The sequence below is a fragment of the Shewanella sp. SM69 genome (genome assembly GCF_025653985.1).
Taxonomy (GTDB): domain Bacteria; phylum Pseudomonadota; class Gammaproteobacteria; order Enterobacterales; family Shewanellaceae; genus Shewanella; species Shewanella oncorhynchi.
On record NZ_JAKKRV010000004.1, the window covers coordinates 97,301 to 120,231 of the forward strand.

Here is a 22,931-nt window from a genome sequence, read left to right on the forward strand (position 1 = left end):
AATAACGCGATGAAGGATTCAGATATTTTACTGTTGGCAGAAGAAGGCGAGTCAGCATCCGAGGTATCCGCTCGCAAGAAAGCCCTGCTACTTGGTCGCCAATTAGGGCTCGCCAGTGAGCAAGAATATCGCCCTGCGAACGCCTCAATAGCCGAGCGAGCTCAACATAGAGCACGCAAGTTATCGAGCGAATATCAGGCCAATGTGGAAACCATTTTTGCCTTAGCCCTCAGTTATACCCACTCAGATGTCACTGGGGTCGATCTTGATCCCGATTGGAGCCATCAATTTTTCTTGATGGCGGAACAAATCCATAACCGTAAGATGCAAGATTTGTGGGCTCGGATATTGTCGAGCGAGATAGTGAATCCGGGAAACTTCAGTCTACGTACCCTAGCGCTGCTCAAGCAACTGACTCACAGGGAAGCACAAATTCTAGAAAAAGCCCTTGGCATGGCGGCTAAGGTGAATAACGAGCAGCGCCTAAAACTCATCAGTGGCTACCGCTTGTCAGGTGGGATTGGCCAGTATTTCCGTAAAACCACCTCAGTCAATTTAGGCTTATCCCAGTTTGGGCTACCCTATTCCAGTATTCTGACCTTAGTCGATGCAGGAATACTTCACAGCAGTGAGTTCGAAACCGGTTTACTCAATAACAAAACACCGATTCAATTTGCCCTGCAAGGCATACAAATGAAGCTTACGCCCAAGAGCGGTAATCTGCTTTTTAGTTATTATCGCTTAACACCGATTGGCGATGAACTCGCCCAACTAGTACAGCCTAAGCCAGATCAAGAATACTTGAAGGCTCTACAGCTCTTATTTGCTAAAGACTTTAAAATAGAATAATTATCGCACTATAAAAATAAATTATGAATCAATGGTATAAGCAATAAAACCCAGAAATAATAAAGGAGCCTAAAGGCTCCTTTTAAGCAAGATAAGGGCTAAATGTTAAGCTAGCGCTTTTGCCTTATCGGCATTAATGACATTGATCGCCGTTAAATAATCGATTAATGCACGCACTTGAGTCACTAAATCGCCTTTGCTGGTATCTATGGTTAATTCGGCGGCTAATGGCGCTTCATAAGGTGATGAAATACCAGTGAAATTGCTAATTTCGCCACTGCGCGCTTTCACATACAACCCCTTAGGATCACGCTGCTCGCACACACTCAAAGGCGTAGCTACATGCACTTCAATAAACTGCCCTGCAGGAAAACGGGCACGAATACCATCACGTTCTTCACGGGTCGGGGAAATAAAGGCTGATAACACCACAAGCCCCGCATCCACCATCAATTTAGCCACTTCGCCCACACGACGCAGGTTCTCATCACGGTCTTCAACCGTAAACCCTAAATCTTTACACAGGCCATGGCGCACATTATCACCATCGAGCAAATAAGTGTGGAATCCCGCCTCAAATAACGCCCGCTCTAATGCACCCGCTAGTGTTGACTTGCCCGCGCCAGAAAGTCCGGTAAACCAAAGTAGTACTGGGTTTTGGCCTTTCTGCTCGGCTCTGGCCGCTTGGTCTACAGGATGTTGATGCCACACGATATTTGTCATAAAAACTCCTCAATCCCCATGTTGACTAACCGCTAACATAAGGGCAATAAACTCAAGCTAATCACTAAAATGGAAAGATGATCGGCACCATAAATATCACTATCAGGGAATACAGCACAGATAACGGCAATCCAAGGCGGACAAAGTCACTGAAGCGATAATTACCCGCATTAAATACCATCAAATTGGTCTGATAGCCGTAGGGTGAAATAAAGCTCGCGCTGGCACCAAAGACAACGGCCATAATAAAGGGCCTTGCATCGACACCGTAATTAAGCGCAATCGCGTAAGCGATAGGGAACGCCAGCGCCGCCGCTGCGTTATTGGTCACCAGTTCAGTCAGCAATAAGGTCATTAAATACACGCCGATAAAAGCGCCAAATACCCCATAACCGTTAATAACTGAGAGTAATCCTTGGGCTAAACTGTTCGCAAGGCCTGTACTCATCATCAAGTTGGCAAGCCCTAATGCACTCCCCACGATCACCACTAATTCCAATGGGAAACGGCGTTTAAGCTCAGCCAGCGTGACTGCGCCTATGGCAAAATAACTAAGCAGCAATATCACTAAACCTTTAGCCAAGGGTAATATGCCAGTGACACTCAGGATGATCGTTGCCGCAAAGCCCAGCAATACCCAACGACCACGACGACTGTCTAGACGCACATTCAAATCTAAGCCGCTAATCGCCGCAAACTCTGAACTCAGCTTTGCGCTATTGCTAAAACCATCACCTGGCGTCAATAACAACACATCACCGGGTTGCAGAATAATGTCACCGAGTCCGCCCTTCAGCGGATGATTTCCGCGGCGAATGGCCATCACAGCCGCATCAAACTGTTCACGAAAACGCGATGCTTTCAACGAACTGCCCACTAAACTGGATGACGGTGCGAGTACGGCTTCAACTAAATTTTGTCCTTTGGCTTGATGTTTACCAAACCAATCTAAACCATCGAATTGGTGCAATAACTCAACCGATTCCACCGCGCCACTAAAGCGCAGCACGTCGTCCGCTTGCAACACTAACTGGGGCGGCACAGGGCAAATACAAATGCCACTGCGTTCTAATTCAACCAGATATAACTTTTTCAGCGCCCTAAGTTTATTATCCACCACACTGCGACCGACCAAGGACGAACCTTTCGCCACATGGGCTTCGAGCAAATATGGCAGCGCTTCTTCACCTGATTCTTCCCGTCTGTCGGGCAGAATGTTCGCCAGTAGGGTCAGTAACAAGATGCCTGCGACAACGATCACCACTGCAACTGGCGTAAACTCGAAGAACCCTAAGGCGGGTAAGCCGGCGTTTTCTACAAAGGAGTTCACAATCAAGTTAGTCGAGGTACCAATCAGGGTCAGTGTGCCACCTAAAATTGCCGCATAATTTAACGGCAATAATAACTTAGCCGGCGCGTGAGCCTGATTGCGGCGCACAACACCAATCAGTGATGCCACGACCGCAGTGTTATTGGTAAATGACGACAGCAAAGCCGTCGAAAAACCGAGCTTTGCCATTGTCATAGGCAAAGAATTATTACCTATGACTTGACTCAACTTTCCCAGCAGGGACGTTTTTTCTAACGCTGTCGCGGCCAACACCAGCAGGACCAGCGTGACTAAGCCAATATTGGTAAAGCTTGTTAATGCGGTATCGAGCGCAACCATGCCAAGCAAATAACAGAGCAAAAATGCAAATAAAAACAATACCGCTGGATTGATACGGCCGCTAATTAAGCCAGCCACAAGCCCTATCAAAATAATCGCTAATAGCCACAAGTCACTCACAAATTAAGCTCCAAGCTTAGTGATATCTATCGCTTGCCAATGGGGGAAGTGTTTACGCACTAAGGCATTAAACTCGACTTCAAAGGCACTAAATTGTGACGCTGTTTGCTTGTTAACATGTTGACCCGACACCACCATAACCGCAGCAACCGTCGCATTACTCAGGCGGTCGATTAAGATCATTCCGCCGGTATCGCGTACTAACGAATATGCATCAAACACTATGTCTTCGGTCAGTTCTAAGGTCACACGCGCAATCGCGTTTAGCCCAAGCGTGTCCGTCGCACTGCGTGCTAAGGTGTTAACGTCAACCACATAATCGATAGCAGTCACAGAGGCTTGCGTCTTCTTACCGGCCACTTTGATGTCGTATAACTGACCGAGTTGTAATGGCTTTTCATCCATCCACACTATATCAGCGCTGATCACGTTAGCGACGGCTGGCGCAGAATCGGGTTTTGCCAGTAAATCGCCACGGGAAATATCAATTTCATCTTCCAGCGTGATAGTCACAGCTTGGCCAGCAACCGCTTCTTGTATGTCGCCATCGAAGGTCACAATACGTTCAACCTTGCTGCGTTTGCCCGATGGCAAAGCGACTAACTCGTCGCCGACATTAATGATGCCAGAGGCTAACGTGCCTGCAAAACCGCGAAAATCTAAGTGAGGGCGCGACACATATTGTACCGGAAAACGCACTGGCAATGAGCTGAGTTCACGTTGAGTATCAATGGTTTCTAGCAGTTCAAGCAGAGTACCGCCTTGATACCAAGGGCTTTGGGTGCTGCGCTCAACCACGTTGTCACCATTAAGCGCCGATAACGGCACAAAGTGGATATCGAGATTACCGAAATCTTTAACAAAATCCGTAAAATCGGCACGAATACGGTTGAATACTTGCTCGTCAAACCCGAGCAAATCCATCTTATTCACAGCAACAACAAAGTGACGAATACCGAGTAATGACGCGATAAACGCATGGCGCTTAGTCTGAGTCTGCACGCCGTAGCGGGCATCGACTAAAATCACTGCTAAATCACAGGTTGATGCACCCGTTGCCATGTTGCGAGTGTACTGCTCATGCCCTGGCGTATCGGCGATGATGAACTTGCGCTTATCACTTGAAAAATAACGATAAGCCACATCGATAGTGATGCCCTGCTCGCGCTCAGCTTGCAGGCCATCCACCAGCAAGGCTAAGTCAATGGCTTCACCTGTGGTGCCCATCTTGGCACTGTCGCTCTTGAGGCTCGCTAATTGATCTTCATAGATCTGGGCGCTGTCGTGTAACAGACGGCCGATTAAGGTACTTTTACCATCGTCGACACTGCCACAGGTTAAAAAGCGCAGTAAGCCTTTGTGCTGCTGCAGGGCTAGATATTCTTTCACACCATGGAGGGTAATTTCTGCCGCCATGAGATTGGTTTTATTGACCGCTTTGTCCATCTTATTCTCACTCTTGATCTGCTTGGCTGAAGGTCGCGCTTTACTTGCGCCACTTTCGCGAAATAGGGTTAACCCTGTAGAGATTAGAAGTAGCCTTGACGCTTCTTCTGCTCCATAGAGGCACTTTGATCTGAATCGATCAATCGGCCCTGACGTTCGCTCGAACGGGTTAACAGCATTTCTTCAATAATCTTTTCTAGACTGTCGGCCTCAGAATACATGGCGGCCGTGAGTGGGTAGCAACCTAAGGTTCTAAAACGCACCACTTCTTCTTTAATCTGCTCGCCCTCGGCTAACTTCATCCGCTCGTCATCGGCCATGATTAACTGACCACCGCGCTCAACCACTTTACGTTTAGCGGCAAAATACAAAGGCACTAACTCAATGTTTTCTTGATAAATATATTGCCAAATATCCAGTTCAGTCCAGTTAGATAGTGGGAACACGCGAATACTTTCGCCCTTGTTCACTGCGCCGTTATAGGTACGCCATAATTCTGGACGTTGGTTTTTAGGGTCCCATCTGTGGTGACGGTCGCGGAAGGAATACACGCGCTCTTTGGCGCGAGATTTTTCTTCATCGCGGCGAGCCCCACCGAAAGCCGCATCAAAACCGTATTGGTTAAGTGCTTGCTTTAAACCTTGGGTTTTCATTATGTCAGTGTGTTTTGCACTGCCATGGTCGAAGGGGTTAATTCCCTGCGCCAAACCTTCTGGGTTGATGTGCGTCAGTAACTCGAAGCCAAATTTCTTTGCCTGCGCATCACGGAACGCGATCATCTCTTTGAATTTCCACCCCGTGTCGACATGCAGCAACGGGAATGGGATCTTGCCCGGATAAAAGGCTTTACGCGCTAAGTGCAACATAACGGAAGAATCTTTCCCGATGGAATACAACATCACAGGATTATCGAATTCGGCTGCAACTTCACGAATGATCTGGATGCTCTCAGCTTCCAGTTGTTGTAAGTGGCTTAGTTCACGCCCGGCCATACTATTCTCCGTTACCTTAAATTCGCCGTGTTACCACAGCATGGATTAGCTTAATTTGTTTAACTGCTTAATAGCTTTAACTGTTTGCGGCTTAGCTTATCGACGCGACGGCCGAGACTCTAACCGATTGAGTCTGTTCATCGCTGACCGGAGTCGATTCAATCGCTTCAGGTTTGAACCAATGCAAGGTGTCACTCAGCGTGACGACTTCACCTATGATCATCAAAGCTGGCATTTGTAATTCTGGATCGGCGGCAAGCTGTTCAAGCTCACCTAAACGGCCGATAAAACGACGTTGCTCTTTAGTGGTCGCCTTTGACACTATCGCCACGGGTGTTTCAGGGCTTCGGCCCGCATCGACTAGACCTTGGCGAATAATGCCTGCGTTCAGAATCCCCATATACACGACTAAAGTATTGTTAGGATTAGCATAACCTTGCCAATCCATAGGGCGACTCTCTAACTGACAATGGCCAGTGATAAAAGTGACGCCTTGGGCATGGTCTCTGTGGGTTAGGGGAATTCCCGCATAGGCTGACGTGCCGCTGGCAGCGGTAATGCCGGGAACGACTTCAAACTCAACCCCAGCTTCGACTAAAGTTTGTAACTCTTCGCCCCCGCGGCCGAAAATAAAAGGATCGCCACCTTTAAGGCGCACCACATTTTTACGAGTGTAGGCTTTAGTGACAAGTAACTGATTAATCTCGTCCTGTGCGGCGCTATGCTTGCCCGCACGTTTACCTACGGCAATCTTCTCAGCGTCTTTGGGAATAAGATCGAGGATATCTTGGCTGACTAAAGCGTCGTATAGCACTGCATCAGCAGTTTTAAGGATGCGCCATGCCTTTAACGTCAATAGCTCAACGTCGCCGGGACCTGCACCCACCAGCCAGACTTTGCCTTTGGCCGCTTGGCCCGGTAAAGAGAAAATTTCCATCAGAATCCCCAAGATCACTTTAGTCTGTAGAAATATAGCGCGTCTTATATTCCATAATAAATAGATAATTATTAGTTTTTATATCATTTAGATATAAAAGAATAAGTGACCACTCACTTAAAGTGGGGAAAACCTTAGGTTTCAAAATCAAAAATGCCCTAAATCCAAGTTAACCCATTGAAATGAAAATGACTTAATAAGATTAAGCGAATTGCATCAAAATAATTTCTGTCCGCTAAGTGCATGATTTTGGCACTATGTTATTGCCAAAAATTCTACCTAAACATGTCTCTATGGGACTAAAAATGGCTGACTACAAGATTTGTCATTAAGTGACACAGGATTTTTCCATAACCATAAATTCACTTTCTAATGTTAAGCTGGAAATAACTATCTTTGTTGAGTACGACTGACAAATAAATAAACACATCAAGGAGGGCAGATGAAACCACTTTACTCAGGTATTGCATTGGCAGGGCTATTAGCCTGTACGGACATAAATGCCGAAGAATCATTAGTCAAAGGAAGAGTAAAAGATGAACTTGCCACGGCGGATCTACCTTTTGTGATTACGCCACATAAAGTGAATTACCTTTTACCAGTCACCTACAGCCCAGATCCCAACATGGCACCTTTCACCGAAGATGCAATACTCAACCCCTATTCTTTAGATGAGTTTGAGGCTAAGTTCCAAATCAGTTTTAAATTTCCTATTTGGTACAATGTGTTTGGTGATAATGGCCATTTATTTTTTGCTTACACCAATCAATCCTATTGGCAAGTTTATAACAAAGACACTTCGTCGCCTTTTAGGGAAACCAATCACGAACCTGAAGTCTTTATGCTGTTTAATAACGATTGGAAAATTGGCAGTGTGACCAATTCCTTTTGGGGGTTTGGTGCCGTACATCAATCGAATGGTAAAGCAGGGCCACTTTCCCGCAGTTGGAATCGCCTCTATGCCACTATGATTTTTGATGCAGGCCCACTCGCCTTCTCCACCAAAGTGTGGTGGCGTATTCCTGAAGATGAAAAAACAGATCCATATAAAGCCAGCGGCGACGATAACCCTAATATTGATGACTATATAGGTAAAGCAGAGTTTATTGGCGTTTATGGTATCGATGAACATAGATTCACTTTAACCGTTAAAACGAATCTAGAAGATATCGACAGAGGCTCAGCAGAACTGACTTGGAGTCATCCTATCGTCGGCAACTTACGCTTTTATACTCAATACTTTAATGGTTATGGCGAAAGCCTAATCGATTACAACTATCACAATCAACGTATTGGTATCGGAATTTCACTCAACGATATTCTTTAAGAAAGATATACCCACTTGATCCCGCGATTTAAGATTGTTTGGGTATATAAAGTGACTAAGTACAAAAATCGACCATAATTTGCTGCTAATCTACCAAGCCTGCTGCTAAATTGCTCAGATGGACCTGAGTTTAGGGCAGAGCAGGACGATTTACATTGATCCGAATGGCATTTAAGCCGATAGTCGCACACCTTTTTGTGCCCTGAAGCAGCGCCTTAACATCATGGAGGAATATGAGTTTTAGCTACCGCAGCATAGTCATGCTACTCAGTGTCATTATTTTCGCGAGCTTACTTAAGCTCGCGTTTTTCGCTGTGCCAAAAGATAGCGCTGCACCAGTGCTGAATGCACAAGAGGTACGCCAAGATCTCTATGCCTTATTGGATCAAATCGAGCAACACTCAGCGTTTTATGCCTTAACGGCCGACAAAGCCAACCCGCAGCTTAAATTTATGGCTAGCCTTATTGTTGAACAGTATCAAGATATTACTCCCAATGATCGCTTTGCTGCTGAAGTCACTAAATTACTCAATACCCTCAAAGATCCAGGCGCTCAAGTGCATAACTTCGACGATCAAAGCGGCGATCTCCCGTTAACGCTAAGGCCAGTCAACGACCAATGGTTAGCCTTGGATAACGGTAATAATCCAGTCAACAACGACTTCCCCTTTATCACTCATATCGATGGTTTACCTATGAGCAAATGGGTAGCGACCAGTCAAGCCTACTTACCTGAGCCGGCAAAACAAAGTCAAGAAATGCAGTTACCTTGGCTGAAAAAACTTAACCTACTGCGCGAAGACTTAGGACTCAGCATAAAGCCCTATGTAGTCATTACGCTAATTAATGATGATCTGCAAAGCCAGCAGGTGACTCTCGCCCTGCCAAGCCATAAACCGCAAGTTCAATTAGCAACTATCAGTGAAAAAGACGAGACTCAAGATATTAATGTGCTCGAGTTTATTAACCAATTATCTCAATTTGAGCGCACCGAATTTCAAGACATGCCAAATCAATTAGAGACGGTCAACAATACGACGGTCAAACTTAAGATCAGCGATCTCTACGCCTTTGAATTAGATAAAGAACAACAGCAAGAACTGCTCAAAGGCATGACACATCCCTTACTAATCATTGATTTACGTGATACCAGTGGCTTTAGTCCGAAATTATTGACTATGCTGTCGCGATATCAAGATGCGGATTTAAATAACACTTTAACACCTAACGTGATGGGATTTGCGCACTATCGCCGCTCACCAGAGCTGAGAAATGATTATCTACAGCCGCTCAATTTTATGCCGCTGGATGCGTTAGAGTACAGTCCTCCTAGGCTCAAATCTCTCACCCGTAACTTACCCTCTGTCGATAAAGAGAAATTCAGCCCTTGGTATGTTCGCACTAAGCCTGCGGTGGCTCCTGAAGGGCGAAATCGCTTAGCGCTACTCGTGAGTCCCCATTGTCGCCAAGAATGCGAGTGGATTGCCTATCGTACTAAATCTTGGTCTAGGGCAAATTTGATTGGTGAAAAAACCTCAGGCGACTTTGCACGTCAGTATCATTTCAAACTGCCAAACAGTGGATTAAACATAAGATTCAGCAGTTCGTTAACCTATGATGCACAGGGGAGACTCCTGTCCGGTATCGGGACTGAACCGGATATTTTGCTCCCTCAGAACAGTGATATTCAATGGCAAGGGCTCGTTAGTTTAATGCGCTCCGCCAAGCCCAAAGCGCAACTTGTTCTGCCAGCACAGCACACTAAGTTGGCTCAAGCTAAGCTAAATTAAGCCAAAAAAAGAGCCAGCAATCTGCTGGCTCATTTCAAACAAATATGAGTTTACTAACGCATTACTTCTTTTCAGTCGCTTTAGAATTGGCGACTGAACCTATGACCAAGCCTTGCTTATTCACATCAAAGCTCATTTGAACTCGCATGTTGTAATCTTTAAGCATTTGCATTTCTTCAGGGATCGGCTCACCGCTCATTTCTAACAGTGTAAGCACTGGCGTAAACATCTTGCCGTAATCAGCAGATAAGCTGTACATGCCATTCGCTGACAGTTTCTCGCCTGCTAATTTGTTGGCTAAAGCTAAGCCTTTATCACCGCTATACACCACTAAATGTTGACCTTTAATCGCCAGCATTGGCTTAACACCTAACTCTGGAGGCAACATCAATATTGGAGATAAATCAGTAGCATCACCGTTATCGGCTAATTGCACTTCAGCCAGCATAGGGGCGAAAGGTTTGACCATATTGAACAACATGGATGGGTTTTCGGCGCTAAGGCTGACTAAAGCATCTAAGCTTTCTAACTTAGGCTCTTGATCTTGTGTGCTCATTTTAAAATCGAGCAATGAAACGCTCATGCCTTTCACACCGTTAGCCATGCCAGTAAACATGCCTAGCATAGCAGGGCTCTGTTGGCTCAACTCAGCCTGCAACTCTGCCAATGGTGCACAGGTCAGTTGTGGCTTTTGCAGATCATCCCAAATAGCCGTTAATGAAGGGGTAATTTCATTGATATCTAGACCTATTCCCATGGAGAAGATAGTGCTGTCGATATCCGCCAGATGCGATGGAATAAAACCACGCATCTTTTGCATTGCCGCAAGAATAGGTTGATTCTTCGTTTCGACAACAAATGAAGCCGCCATATGGCTTTCTTTTTCAGTCACAGAAAACGCCGTTAAACCAGCAACGGTACGCGGCCAGTTAGCGGCAATCGCAGTCAGTTCGGTACGACATTCTGGTGTTCTGATTTGAGCTAATGGATCTTCACCCTCACTTTCATCAGCAAAAAATTGAGTCAGTTGCTTAGCTAGCATATTGCTATCTGCAGAGGTCAATGCCTTTACAATTTCCACATGGTTAATAAAGCTAATGCTGTCATCTTTAAAACCATGGGTCTTAATAATATCTTCTAATATGCCAGAAGCGGCTAATGACTGCGGCGCCTTCTTAATACCAAATGCCATTTCTAATAACTCAGGCTCGGTAATAGAGGTGCTGAAAGTCATCGTTAATATGCCATCTTTCTGGGCAAATAACAGTTCAGCTTTCTCTGCTGAGCTTTCATCCGATAGTGCATAAGCGCGATAATCAACATCGCCCACTTTACGCATTTCGTGGGTTACACCACTGTCTTTTTCGGCTTTATCTAATACAGCCCAAAATGCTTCAGCCTGATTAACATCAATCTTTAATACTGGCAAAGCACCTAAAGTATAAATATAAGGTTTAACTTCATCGGGGAAACCGAAGGTTTTTAACAGTAAGGCAGGATCTTTCATCCCATCCATATACTGCTGATAAATGCTAACGAAGAACTTGCCCATAGGGCTATCCTGCACACCGAGTTCATCAAGCGTATTACTTGGATATTGCTGATAATTTCCAGAAATAGACTGTAAATACGCTTTTAACGGGAAGGGTTTTAACTGGCCCGAAAATATCGGCGTATCGGCAGGCACATAGTCGAGCAAAGGATTGGCAGAGGCACTAGAACCCGCGCCATTCTGCATATACCAATAACCACCAGCACCTGCTGCAATAATTGCCGCGGCAATCACAATCTTTTTCATTTAAGAAACTCCATTTAATGACATTCAATTTTATGAAAACAATACCTAAAGAACTCACCTTAGGTATTTAAATATTTATCCGCTCTTACATATCCCTTACGCAGATAATGCAAAATCAGAAAACGCAACGACTCAGCCCTAGGCAATACAAACCCAGTTTAAAATGCTTAGGCTAAGCGAAACTAAGGTATAAAATTTTCCCGATAATTTAACATTAAACCGACACAGAAGCGAACAGGATAGGAGTTTGCAGCATTAAAAACGCATTAGAATTAACGTTTACTAAACATAACTCCAATCTTATTTCAATTCGGTAATAAAACATCTCAAAGTCATCGACGATTAAGCAAAGAACTCAATGACAAATTAAGCTCATCTCACTCAAACTACCTCACCAGAGCGTCATCGTGCTTCGTGGACTTTTTTAAGCGTGACGTCACCTAGCTGACGCATTTGCTTACGGATCCAAGCTGAGCGCTGCTGCACATAGGATGACGGTGGAGACACCTTATAGCGCCAAGGATTGGGTAAAATGGCTGCGAGTAATGAGGCCTCGTATTGGGTAAGTTTTGCCGCTGACTTTCCAAAATAATGCTTTGAAGCCGCTTCGGCGCCATAAATGCCTGGGCCAAATTCTACAATATTTAAATACACTTCAAGAATACGCGACTTATCCCAAGTCAACTCCATCAATAACGTAAACCAAGCTTCCAATCCCTTACGAAAGAAACTGCGACTCGACCACATAAAAAGGTTTTTCGCCGCCTGCTGACTTAAGGTACTTGCCCCGCGGACTTTGGTGCCTTTTTGGTTGTATTTCAGTGCCGAACTTATCGCGGCTAAATCGAATCCAGTATGCTCAACAAAACGTTGATCTTCCGCAGCAATCACAGCCAATTGTAATTCGGGAGAAATTTGCGCTAAATCGCGCCATTGATGCCTGATCTCACCGATAGGAGCAGGTGGAAATAAGGCACGTTCGATACGCCAAGTCCACATAGGAGGATCGACAAATCGTAGTAGGATCACTAATAAAATTGAGCAAATAAATGCCCAAACTAATCCCTTAAATAACCAAGACAATAAACGACGAAAACCACGCTTTCGTCTCTGAGGTGCTGGGTCACTCGACTTATTGACACTTGGACGCCTGACATGATCTCGCATCGCATATAAAGGGGCCGTCATTTATACCATCTCATCCACACACTCTCATTTCTTGTTTCTCATCTATCCAGTCAAGCCATCCCATTGCAAGGATTCTTTGGGGCAACCTAGGCTTACAGAAAATATTCTAAAGCTTTACGCGAGTTGCAAGCTGATCATGCTACGAGAGTAAAGGAAACACCAAGGATATCTTACTCGATAATCAAAGATAGGTTGAGAAATAACCATAACAAGAACAAATCACTATTGGAGATTGACTGGGGTCGACTTAACTTGACCTCGGCAGCTTTGACGACAGCTGACCGAGGTAATGATGGCTGATTAACGAGAGCTAGCAAGTCAATCAAACTGCTTGATACTCGCAGGTGCGAGTCAGGTTTTCAACGCTTTCACTGCATCCAATTAAGCCATATCGATACACAGCAAACCCAGCCCATAAATACCGATATACAACAACTTAACCTCATAAAAGACATGAATCATGTCAATTAACGCAGTAAAACGCTTCAAAACCATCTACGGGAACTTCAAAATATAGCGCAGGCTTAACCAATGTGCATAACTCTGTGAGTAAAAATGTACAACATTTTTAGCATTTAAAAATGAATGCAAACTAACTCTATGAATATCAATCTATCTTAGTTAAATGACGCTTAAATGACATCACTTAGCTTCCTCGACAGTCCAGAGTATTAAATTCAATCCCACTTATCTTAAAATGATAAAAAAACGCCCCAAACTAAGTTGAGGCGTTTAATATTTAAAATCAATAAAATGACTAGATTTCGTAGTGCAGACCACACTCACGTTGTAGGCCATTAAAGCGAGTTTCTTCCTCTGTCATACCTAATTCGAGTGGTTTACTCGAATGGGTATCCCCCACAGAAACATAGCCTTGGTCCCAAAGTGGATGGTACGGCAAGTCAAATTGCGTCAGATAGAGGTGAACATCTTTATTCGACCACTCGATAATTGGCAGTAGCTTAAAGCGCGTGCCATGAATCGCCAGTATCGGCAACGCCTCACGGGTACTGGCTTGGCTGCGTCGAAGCCCTGCAAACCAAGTGCCGACCTCAAGCTCGGCTAAAGCGCGTTGCATAGGCTCAACTTTGTTTAACCGGTTGTATTGCTCTAGTCCGTTTACCCCTTGCTCCCATAACTGGCCAAAGCGCGCCTCTTGCCATGCCGATGTCATCACTGCTTGGTACACTTTTAAATTCAGTGATAAACGCTCTGTCAGCTCGTCGATAAACTGATAAGTCTCAGAGAATAAATAACCCGTATCCGTGAGAATAACCGGAATATTCGCCTGTGCCTGACTCATCATATGTAGCATTACAGCGGCTTGGATCCCAAAGCTTGAGGACAGCGCATGATTACCGGGCAAATAAGTTAAGCCCCATAGCACTCGCTCTTGTGCGCTTAATCCACCTAAGAACTGATTAATACGTTCAAGCTCTATCGCTTGCTCTGCCTTAGGCGCACTCAATAATGCCTTGAGTTCGGCAGCGCTGACCACAGTCGGCACTTTATCACTGGTTTTTTGCTCAATATCAGCCATGAAAATCCTTAGCGGCATCGATCACCGCCTTCACTACACCCACGCGGACGGTGAAGTTACCAAAGGTTTCGCCTGCATCACGCTCTACGGCGTAGCGGCCAAACAAGGCATCCAATTCGGCGAGAATGTCCGCCTCTTGGATATTTTCTCTGTGCATCTTGTTCAGACGAGTCCCTTCAAAGCTTGCACCTAAGTACAAGTTATAACGACCCGGCGCCTTACCCACAAGCCCAATTTCAGCGGCAAATGGGCGGGCACAGCCGTTAGGACAACCCGTCATCCGCACCACAATCGCTTGCTCGCTGATGCCGTGTTTTGCCTGTAGCGCATCGATATGATCGATAAACTCAGGGAAATAACGCTCGGCTTCTGCCATCGCTAATGGACACGTCGGCAACGCCACACAGGCAATCGAGTGACCGCGGGTTTGCGTCAACACTTGGCCCAGCAGACCATGTTTACGGGCTAAACCTTCAATGGTAGCTTTATCTTCCGCTGCGACGCCTGCGATGATCATGTTTTGATTCGAGGTCATGCGGAAATCGCCTTTGTGGATCTTAGCAATTTCACGCAACCCCGTTTGCAGGGTTTGGCCCGGTAAATCTTTAATACGCCCGCTTTCGATAAATAAGGTTAAATGCCACTTACCGTCAACGCCTTCGACCCAACCATAACGATCGCCGCGATCGCCAATCACGACCTCACGCTTAGGTTCAAATTTTACTCCTGCACGCAGTTCAACTTCGGCTTTGAACTTTTCATAGCCGTGGTCGACGATAGTGTACTTAAGGCGCGAGCGCTTACGATTAGAGCGATTGCCCCAGTCGCGTTGCACTGTCATGACAGCTTCAGCAAACTTCATCACGTCTTCAGTTTTGATAAAACCAAAGTCGTCAGCCAGGCGTGGAAAGGTTTCTACTTCGCCATGGGTCGAGCCCATGCCGCCGCCCGCCGTTAAGTTAAAGCCAACTAGCTCGCCGTTTTCGGCAACAGCAATAAAGCCTAAATCGTTGGTGTAAACGTCAACATCGTTATCAGGAGGAACCGCAACCGCCATTTTGAACTTACGTGGCAGATAGGTTTTGCCATACACAGGTTCGACGGTTTCATCTTCGGTAGAAAGTAACTTTTCTTCATCTAACCAGATTTCGGCGTAGGCGCGAGTGTGGGGTAATAGATGATCAGACAGTTGTTTCGCCACCGCATAGGCCTGCTCGTGCAGTTTAGATTCCACCGGATTGGGGTTACACATCACGTTACGGTTAACGTCACCACAGGCAGCAATCGAATCCAGCGCTTCGCGATCTAAGTCTTGAATAATGGTCTTCAAGTTACGCTTAGGAATACCGTGGTATTGGAAGGTTTGACGGGTCGTCAAACGAATGCTGTTCGAGCTGGTGAGCGTCGAAGCAATTTTGTCTACGCCTAACCATTGCTGCGGAGAACAAATACCACCGGGTACACGGGCGCGCAACATAAAACTATATAAAGGTTCGAGTTTTTGCTCTTTACGTTCGTTACGTAAATCGCGGTCATCCTGCTGATAGAAGCCATGAAATTTGATCAGCTGCTGATCGCCGTCACTGAAACTGCCAGTCACAGAAGAATCTAAACCTTCTTTGATGGTCCCGCGCAGGTAATCACTGTCGGTCTTTAGGTATTCGTTTAACGCTAATTTTTGCTCACTCATGGCAACTGCCTCTTAAAATTGGGTTCGCTGGCTGCACAGGTCATCACGTGTGCAGCTTTGGCTATTCTTATGCATTTCTTATCTGCGCAACGGTTGATATTAATACACGTCTTTTTGGTAACGTTTATCGCTGCGCAGGGTTTCAAAATAGGCTTCGGCAGCTTCGGTATTCAAACCACCGACTTCGACTGCCACCTCAATCAAGGCTTGGTGAACATCTTTCGCCATACGTTCAGCATCACCACAAATATAAAGATGCGCGCCATTTTGCAACCATTGCCACAGGGCTTGGCCTTGCTCTTTAATACGGTGCTGCACATAGATTTTATGGGCTTGATCCCGCGAGAATGCCACGTCGATACGGCTGAGATCGCCATTTTTCAAATACTGTTGCCACTCAGTTTGATACAAGAAATCCTGCTCAAAGTGAGGATTGCCGAAGAATAACCAGCTATCACCTTGGATCCCTTGTGCTACGCGCTCCTGCATAAAGGCACGGAAGGGCGCAACACCTGTGCCAGGACCCACCATGATCACCGGTGTTTCTGGATTTTCAGGCAAACGGAAATGCTTGTTCGACTCAACATAAACCTTAACTTGCGTGCCTTCCTGCGCAGACGCTAAGAAGTGTGACGCGCCGCCAAAACGTGCTGAGCCGTGGCGCTCATCTTCCACTAAGGCCACAGTTAAGTGGACTTCTGTTTCGACTTCGCTTTGACTTGAGGCGATAGAGTAAAGTCTTGGCGTTAATGGACGCAGTAGCTCAAGCAGTTTTGCTGCATTTAAGGTTACTGAGTTATTTGATAATGGATACTGAGTGACTAAATCGGCAAATTGATGCTTAAGGATAAAGTGGCGCACTTGTTCTTTATCTTCGCTCAATGCCAGCAGTTCTGCGCTGCCGCTCAGTTCGGCCCAGGCTTTGACTAATCCAGGGTATAACTGGGTTAATTCTTTCTTATCGACCAAAGCCTGCTTAAGAGATAGGGATTCAGTACCAAGGGTCACTAACTCATCGGCGGCTAATGACAAACCCGCTAAGACTTCATCGACTAAGACTTCGTTATTACTAAACCACACACCAAGGGCATCGCCCGCTTGATAGGTTAACCCTGAGTCGCCTAAGTCGATTTCAACATGGCGCACATCTCGGTCTGATCCACGGCCGGTAATTTTTTGGCTCACAAGCACTTCGGCGCTATAGGGGTTTTGCTTAGTAAATTCACTTTCGCCAATCGCTTTAGCGGTGCCGATGGATACCACACTGGCGGACGAGGTTTCAATTAGCGGCTTAACGGCCTCTAATACATCGGCGTGCCACTGGCCCGCGGCAGCTTCATAATCCACATCACATTCAATTAAAGGTAACAGTGATTTAGCACCGAGTGCTGCTAGGCGGGCATCGAAGTCTTTACCGGTTTGGCAGAAAAATTCATAGCTAGAATCCCCCAGCGCAAGCACAGAGTAATGTAGATTGTCTAACTTGGGGGCACGTTTCGATGCTAAAAACTTGTGTAATTCAATCGCATCATCCGGCGCTTCACCTTCACCATGGGTGCTGACCACCAATAAAAGCACAGCTTCTTGCTTTAATTGGCGAACATTGTATTCGCCCATTGAAGCCAGATTGACCGCATAACCTTGCGCCTGCGCCTTATCGGCGAGCGCTTTGGCGACACCACGGCCATTACCCGTTTGGCTGCCATAGAGGATAGTCACAGTTTGAGCCGTTTGCGCCTGTGCGGCAGGCGCTAATTGGCCCGCATTGGCTGTGGCGGCAAGATAGCCACTCACCCAGGCCAATTGCACAGCACTTAACTCAGAAGTGAGTTGTTTTAGCTTCTCGACTTGTCCTTGAGACAATGGCGAAGCCAGCGATGAAAGTTCTTTTAACAACATGAGACGGCCCTATGACAGTGTAATGTCCACAAGCTTATCGCGGTTTAAGAAAAGCAAAAAAGAATAAAATAGGATTTTTAATTCCATTTTGGAATATACAAAGTGCAAAATTTAAGCTACAAAAGTGTGCACTGGTTAAAAGTTTTTGATCCGACCAGTGCAGAAACGGCCTGCTTGAGAAATATGCACTTGTGCCAAGCTAAAGTATTGCCACAATGGTCATGAGCCTGTCGAACAATAATTTCTGTTGCCCACAGAATAGTTTGTTTTAAAAACAAAAAGTGTCCATCCTAGATTGAATGCCCTAACTGACTCGAATCACCCGCCGAATAAACGCTGGTGACGACAGATTTTGCAGTTGAGTACGATGAAGGAAGAACAGCAGGCGGAACGATTATATAAACCATCAGGGAGTAGTCATGCAGATTGGAATACCGAGAGAAAGTCTCGCCGGTGAAACTAGGGTCGCCGCGACCCCAGCCACCGTTGAGCAGCTTAAAAAACTCGGCTTTGAAGTTGTTATTGAGGCCAATGCGGGTCAACTGTCAAGTTTCGATGATGCAGCTTTTGAAGCTGCGGGCGCGAAGGTGACAACAAACGTTTGGCAAGCCGATCTGATCTTTAAGGTCAATGCGCCAAGCGACGCCGAAATTGAACAAATCAAAGACGGGGCGACTATCGTCAGCTTTATTTGGCCCGCACAAAACCCTGAGCTGGTTGCGAAGTTATCTAAACGTAAGATCAACGTGATGGCAATGGACATGGTGCCACGCATCTCCCGCGCCCAGTCACTTGATGCCCTCTCCTCTATGGCAAACATTGGTGGATATCGCGCCGTTGTTGAAGCCGCACATCAATTTGGCCGTTTCTTTACTGGCCAAATTACCGCTGCTGGTAAAGTACCGCCCGCCAAAGTGTTAGTCATTGGTGCTGGTGTAGCTGGCCTTGCCGCCATTGGTACTGCTGGTTCGCTTGGCGCCATAGTGCGCGCCTTCGATACCCGCTTAGAAGTGGCCGAGCAAATCGAATCTATGGGCGGCCAATTCCTTAAACTGGATTTTGGTAACGAGGAAGGTGGTTCATCGGACGGTTATGCTAAAACCATGTCGGATGAATTTATTGCCGCCGAAATGGCACTGTTTGCCGAACAAGCCAAAGAAGTCGATATCATCATCACCACAGCGCTAATCCCTGGTCGTCCAGCGCCTAAGCTCATCACCAAAGCCATGGTCGATAGCATGAAGAGCGGCTCAGTGATCGTCGATTTAGCCGCTGCGACGGGTGGTAACTGCGAATACACGCAATCGGGTGAGCTGTTTGTTACTCCTAACGGCGTAAAAGTGATTGGTTATACCGACCTTCCCGGTCGTCTACCGGCGCAATCCTCACAGCTTTACGGCACTAACTTAGTCAACCTGATGAAGTTAATGTGTAAAGAAAAGGACGGCACAGCCAGCATCAACTTTGATGATGTAGTCATGCGCAATATGACAGTGATTAAAGAAGGTGAAGTGACCTTCCCGCCACCACCGATTTCTGTTTCTGCGGCGCCAGCAAAACCAGCGGCGAAAATCGAGCCGAAAAATACCACTCCGAAGGCACCATCTAAGCTCAAATACGTGCTCGCCGCCTTAGGCGTTGCAGGATTTGCTGCCGTGGCATCGGTAGCACCACCAGAGTTCCTGTCGCATTTCACAGTATTCTTGCTGTCCTGCGTTGTTGGCTATTACGTGGTATGGAACGTATCCCACTCACTGCATACGCCTTTAATGTCAGTCACTAACGCGATTTCGGGCATTATCGTGGTCGGCGCCCTACTGCAAATCGGTCAGGGTTCAACTTTGGTCACTGTACTGGCGTTTATCGCCGTGCTGATCGCCAGTATTAACATCTTCGGTGGCTTTACCGTCACTCAGCGCATGCTGAAGATGTTCCGTAAGGATTAAGGGGGTTTAACGTGTCTCAAGGACTGGTAACAGCAGCTTACATTATTGCCGCCATTCTCTTCATCTTCAGTCTCGCGGGACTGTCGAAGCAAGAGACGGCAAAACACGGCAATTTATTCGGTATCTTAGGTATGGCAATCGCCCTACTGGCTACCATTTTCAACCCCGATACTAACGGAATTGCGTGGATCTTAATCGCTATGGTGATTGGCGGCGCGATTGGTATCCGTTTAGCACTAAAAGTCGAAATGACTGAAATGCCTGAACTGGTTGCTATATTGCACAGCTTTGTGGGTATGGCCGCGGTATTAGTGGGTTTCAACAGCTTTATCGACTTACACCCACAGGAAGTATCACAAGTCGTGGTGGCTGTCGGTGGTGATATCAATACGACCCTCGCCGCAGTACAAGATGCGCTAAGTGAAGCGGTGAAGACCGCCAGCAAAGAGCACCTCACTGGCGCTATGCTTAACATTCACTTAGTCGAAGTCTTCCTCGGGATCTTCATCGGTGCGGTGACCTTTACGGGTTCTATCGTTGCCTTTTGTAAGTTACGCGGACTGATTTCATCTAAACCTCTGATGCTGCCACATCGCCACAAGCTAAACCTAGTCGCAGTGCTAGTGTCTTTCGCCCTGTTGGTATACTTCGTACAGACAGGCGGCACTATGCCAGCACTGCTGTTGATGACCTTGATTGCCTTCGCCTTTGGCTGGCATTTAGTTGCATCCATTGGCGGCGCGGATATGCCAGTGGTTGTGTCTATGCTGAACTCCTACTCAGGTTGGGCAGCGGCAGCAGCAGGCTTTATGTTGTCGAACGACCTCTTGATTGTGGTCGGCGCGTTAGTGGGTTCATCGGGTGCTATTCTGTCTTACATCATGTGTAAGGCCATGAATCGCTCATTTATTTCAGTTATCGCGGGCGGCTTTGGCACAGATGGTGTGGCCTCGACTGCCGATGAAGAAATGGGTGAATACCGTGAAACCAACGCCGAAGATGTGGCGGATATGCTGAAAAATGCCACTTCAGTCATCATCACTCCGGGTTACGGTATGGCAGTGGCGCAGGCGCAATATCCTGTTGCGGAAATCACTCAAAAACTACGTGATCGCGGCGTGAAAGTCCGTTTTGGTATCCATCCAGTTGCTGGTCGATTACCAGGCCATATGAACGTACTGCTCGCTGAAGCGAAAGTCCCCTACGATATCGTGCTCGAAATGGACGAAATCAACGAAGACTTTAAAGACACAGATGTCGTGCTAGTGATCGGCGCCAACGACACGGTTAACCCCGCGGCAATGGAAGATCCAGGCAGTCCAATCGCAGGTATGCCAGTGCTGGAAGTATGGAAAGCGCAAAACGTGATTGGCTTTAAACGTTCGATGAACACAGGTTATGCCGGCGTGCAAAACCCACTGTTCTTCAAAGAAAATACCCAAATGCTGTTTGGGGATGCTAAGGCCAGTGTTGAAGCCATTTTAAAGGCACTTTGAGCTTGATTTAATATCAACAGAGTAAAAATCGTTTAGGCGATAAACACTATTCTAAAGAAATGAAGGGAGCCAATGGCTCCCTTTCTTTTCACATTTTTTTAAGCCTATTAAGCTAGTCTCTGCGCCAATATGATGCGAGGCTTATCTGCCCACAATGCTGATATGCTTAATGTAAGCTAAAACAGTAAGTTAAATCTAAAGCTGGTTTAAGGAAATAATAAATGTTGCTTGGGCTGTTTATCCTGTCTGCCGTATTAATCAAAACCTCATTACTCGGGCTTGGCTGGATATCGATTACCATCGGCCTGAGTGGGTACCTGTTTTGTCGATGGTTTAATATCAATTTAGATATCAAACTGATTGATAAATTTAAACGACTCTTTATCACTGGCGCGGCTCTGCATCTTCTCGTCTATATCGGCTTAATCACTAAGCTTTTCCTTATCGATAGCTTTGAAGACTTGCCCACATTCCTGATAAGTCACTTAGTCTTCCACCACGCAATCAGTGCCGTGATTGCTGCCGCATTAACCTTCTTGGCGATTCGCATCTATCTACAACAGCAAAAATTAACTCAAGCCTATCGACAGGAATTAAGCTAACTCAACAAGGTTGTGATGACAAATACAGGCGAATAAAAGCTAGGTAAATTCATCATTAGCTTAAGTGCCATAAAATAATGGGGGACTAAAGCAGATCATGCAGAAGTGTTGTCAGCAACACTGAATTCATCAATTGATTCAAACATCAGGGATAAGAATGACCCCTGATGTTTGGGGGGAGCTAAGCCAAGATACGTTAGTCGACGGCAATATCGTTATCTTTAAGCTCTTTTAACAAGGTTTCATAATTCGTTTTGAGTTTTGGCAAAGTATCTTCTTTGATTTTACTCAATACATTTTGCAACTGATCCTTACCGTAAGAAACGCTATAGTGACGGGTTTCAATATTGCTAATGATCTTCTCAGACTCTAAATACAAACGACGAATATCAGACAATATATCACTCGGTGTTTCTAGCGCATTGGCAGAATAGCGCATGTTATCCCAGACAAATAATCCCATCTGCGGATGCATTTTCACTAAACTATTACTACTCACAGTCTCAACTGTGTCAGCGTAATGACTCAAGATTTCAACATTGTCACTCACTTCGTCATATAGGGCATGACGCAGATGATAGTTATTCTGCATATTGCTCAGGGCATCAAATTTAATTGCCTGTGACAACCCTTCTTGCGCGGCTAAATACACGCCAACAACAGTCGCAATGATTATAAAAATCTGACTCACCCAAAAACTGGTTTTGATAAGCTCAGTGTTATCAAGCTTAATGGTGCGTTTAGGCATATCTGCCTCATTAGAGATGGGGGTCATATCCATATGTTTTATCCTGTCAAATCAAGAGTACAAGGCAATATCACTAACTTAAATCATTATTGAGTGGTCATCCTACACTATTGGGGTATGACTTACCTCAGTACAAATCACGATTTTTACCCACAAAAAAGGAGCCATCTG

General features: G+C 45.9%; 17 protein-coding genes. 6 read left to right on the forward strand and 11 right to left on the reverse strand.

Going from position 1 to position 22,931, the window contains the following annotated elements; translation table 11 throughout:
* Positions 1 to 9: 9 nt before the first annotated feature.
* Complete coding sequence (locus tag L5M37_RS07885; RefSeq protein WP_028761753.1) at positions 10 to 849, forward strand: TIGR03899 family protein; 840 nt, start codon at positions 10 to 12, stop codon at positions 847 to 849.
* Positions 850 to 954: 105 nt separating this feature from the next.
* On the opposite strand, the gene cysC is transcribed toward L5M37_RS07885, so the two are convergent.
* The 5 genes from cysC to cobA all read right to left on the reverse strand — a co-directional run bounded on the left by cysC (position 955) and on the right by cobA (position 6,736).
* On the reverse strand, positions 955 to 1,572 hold the full coding sequence (cysC, locus tag L5M37_RS07890) for an adenylyl-sulfate kinase (RefSeq protein WP_105251589.1): 618 nt from the start codon (positions 1,570 to 1,572) through the stop codon (positions 955 to 957).
* Positions 1,573 to 1,636: 64 nt separating this feature from the next.
* Positions 1,637 to 3,361 (reverse strand): SLC13 family permease, encoded by a 1,725-nt coding sequence (locus L5M37_RS07895; protein ID WP_263200024.1) that lies wholly within the window; start codon positions 3,359 to 3,361, stop codon positions 1,637 to 1,639.
* 3 nt (positions 3,362 to 3,364) lie between these two features.
* On the reverse strand, positions 3,365 to 4,807 hold the full coding sequence (gene cysN, locus L5M37_RS07900) for a sulfate adenylyltransferase subunit CysN (RefSeq protein ID WP_219233805.1): 1,443 nt from the start codon (positions 4,805 to 4,807) through the stop codon (positions 3,365 to 3,367).
* A gap of 83 nt (positions 4,808 to 4,890) precedes the next feature.
* Positions 4,891 to 5,799, reverse strand: a complete 909-nt coding sequence (gene cysD, locus L5M37_RS07905) for a sulfate adenylyltransferase subunit CysD (RefSeq protein ID WP_105251586.1) — start codon at positions 5,797 to 5,799, stop codon at positions 4,891 to 4,893.
* 91 nt (positions 5,800 to 5,890) lie between these two features.
* Positions 5,891 to 6,736 (reverse strand): uroporphyrinogen-III C-methyltransferase, encoded by an 846-nt coding sequence (cobA, locus tag L5M37_RS07910; protein WP_263142643.1) that lies wholly within the window; start codon positions 6,734 to 6,736, stop codon positions 5,891 to 5,893.
* Positions 6,737 to 7,178: 442 nt separating this feature from the next.
* Between cobA and L5M37_RS07915 the strand changes: the two genes are divergently transcribed.
* Entirely contained in the window at positions 7,179 to 8,063 is an 885-nt protein-coding gene (locus tag L5M37_RS07915) for a phospholipase A (RefSeq protein WP_113939007.1), read from the forward strand.
* A gap of 233 nt (positions 8,064 to 8,296) precedes the next feature.
* Entirely contained in the window at positions 8,297 to 9,853 is a 1,557-nt protein-coding gene (locus L5M37_RS07920; protein WP_263200025.1) for a S41 family peptidase, read from the forward strand.
* Between the two features lie 61 nt (positions 9,854 to 9,914).
* Here the strand turns inward: L5M37_RS07920 and L5M37_RS07925 are convergent, their stop codons facing one another.
* The 5 genes from L5M37_RS07925 to L5M37_RS07945 form a co-directional block, all read right to left on the reverse strand.
* On the reverse strand, positions 9,915 to 11,651 hold the full coding sequence (locus tag L5M37_RS07925; RefSeq protein ID WP_173496778.1) for a hypothetical protein: 1,737 nt from the start codon (positions 11,649 to 11,651) through the stop codon (positions 9,915 to 9,917).
* A 402-nt stretch (positions 11,652 to 12,053) separates the two neighbouring features.
* Entirely contained in the window at positions 12,054 to 12,839 is a 786-nt protein-coding gene (gene mtgA, locus L5M37_RS07930; RefSeq protein WP_105251581.1) for a monofunctional biosynthetic peptidoglycan transglycosylase, read from the reverse strand.
* A 757-nt stretch (positions 12,840 to 13,596) separates the two neighbouring features.
* Positions 13,597 to 14,379: a phosphoadenylyl-sulfate reductase gene (locus tag L5M37_RS07935; RefSeq protein WP_263185870.1), complete on the reverse strand. Its 783-nt coding sequence runs from the start codon at positions 14,377 to 14,379 to the stop codon at positions 13,597 to 13,599.
* Positions 14,372 to 16,069, reverse strand: coding sequence for an assimilatory sulfite reductase (NADPH) hemoprotein subunit (gene cysI / locus L5M37_RS07940; RefSeq protein ID WP_263185869.1), 1,698 nt, complete (start codon positions 16,067 to 16,069; stop codon positions 14,372 to 14,374). Before cysI ends, L5M37_RS07935 begins: the two co-directional genes overlap by 8 nt.
* Positions 16,070 to 16,168: 99 nt before the next feature.
* A complete protein-coding gene (locus L5M37_RS07945; protein WP_263146439.1) occupies positions 16,169 to 17,968 on the reverse strand; it encodes an assimilatory sulfite reductase (NADPH) flavoprotein subunit in 1,800 nt (599 codons plus the stop codon).
* A 419-nt stretch (positions 17,969 to 18,387) separates the two neighbouring features.
* Here L5M37_RS07945 and L5M37_RS07950 point away from each other — a divergent pair, with 419 nt between their 5' ends.
* The 3 genes from L5M37_RS07950 (at position 18,388) to L5M37_RS07960 (ending at position 22,012) form a co-directional block, all read left to right on the forward strand.
* Positions 18,388 to 19,914, forward strand: a complete 1,527-nt coding sequence (locus tag L5M37_RS07950; protein ID WP_105251577.1) for a Re/Si-specific NAD(P)(+) transhydrogenase subunit alpha — start codon at positions 18,388 to 18,390, stop codon at positions 19,912 to 19,914.
* A gap of 11 nt (positions 19,915 to 19,925) precedes the next feature.
* Positions 19,926 to 21,410 carry a Re/Si-specific NAD(P)(+) transhydrogenase subunit beta gene (pntB, locus tag L5M37_RS07955; RefSeq protein ID WP_105251576.1) on the forward strand — a complete coding sequence of 495 codons (1,485 nt, stop codon included), beginning with the start codon at positions 19,926 to 19,928 and terminating at the stop codon, positions 21,408 to 21,410.
* Between the two features lie 221 nt (positions 21,411 to 21,631).
* Positions 21,632 to 22,012 (forward strand): hypothetical protein, encoded by a 381-nt coding sequence (locus tag L5M37_RS07960; protein WP_105251574.1) that lies wholly within the window; start codon positions 21,632 to 21,634, stop codon positions 22,010 to 22,012.
* A 196-nt stretch (positions 22,013 to 22,208) separates the two neighbouring features.
* Here the strand turns inward: L5M37_RS07960 and L5M37_RS07965 are convergent, their stop codons facing one another.
* Positions 22,209 to 22,793: a hypothetical protein gene (locus L5M37_RS07965; protein ID WP_263200026.1), complete on the reverse strand. Its 585-nt coding sequence runs from the start codon at positions 22,791 to 22,793 to the stop codon at positions 22,209 to 22,211.
* Positions 22,794 to 22,931: the final 138 nt, after the last annotated feature.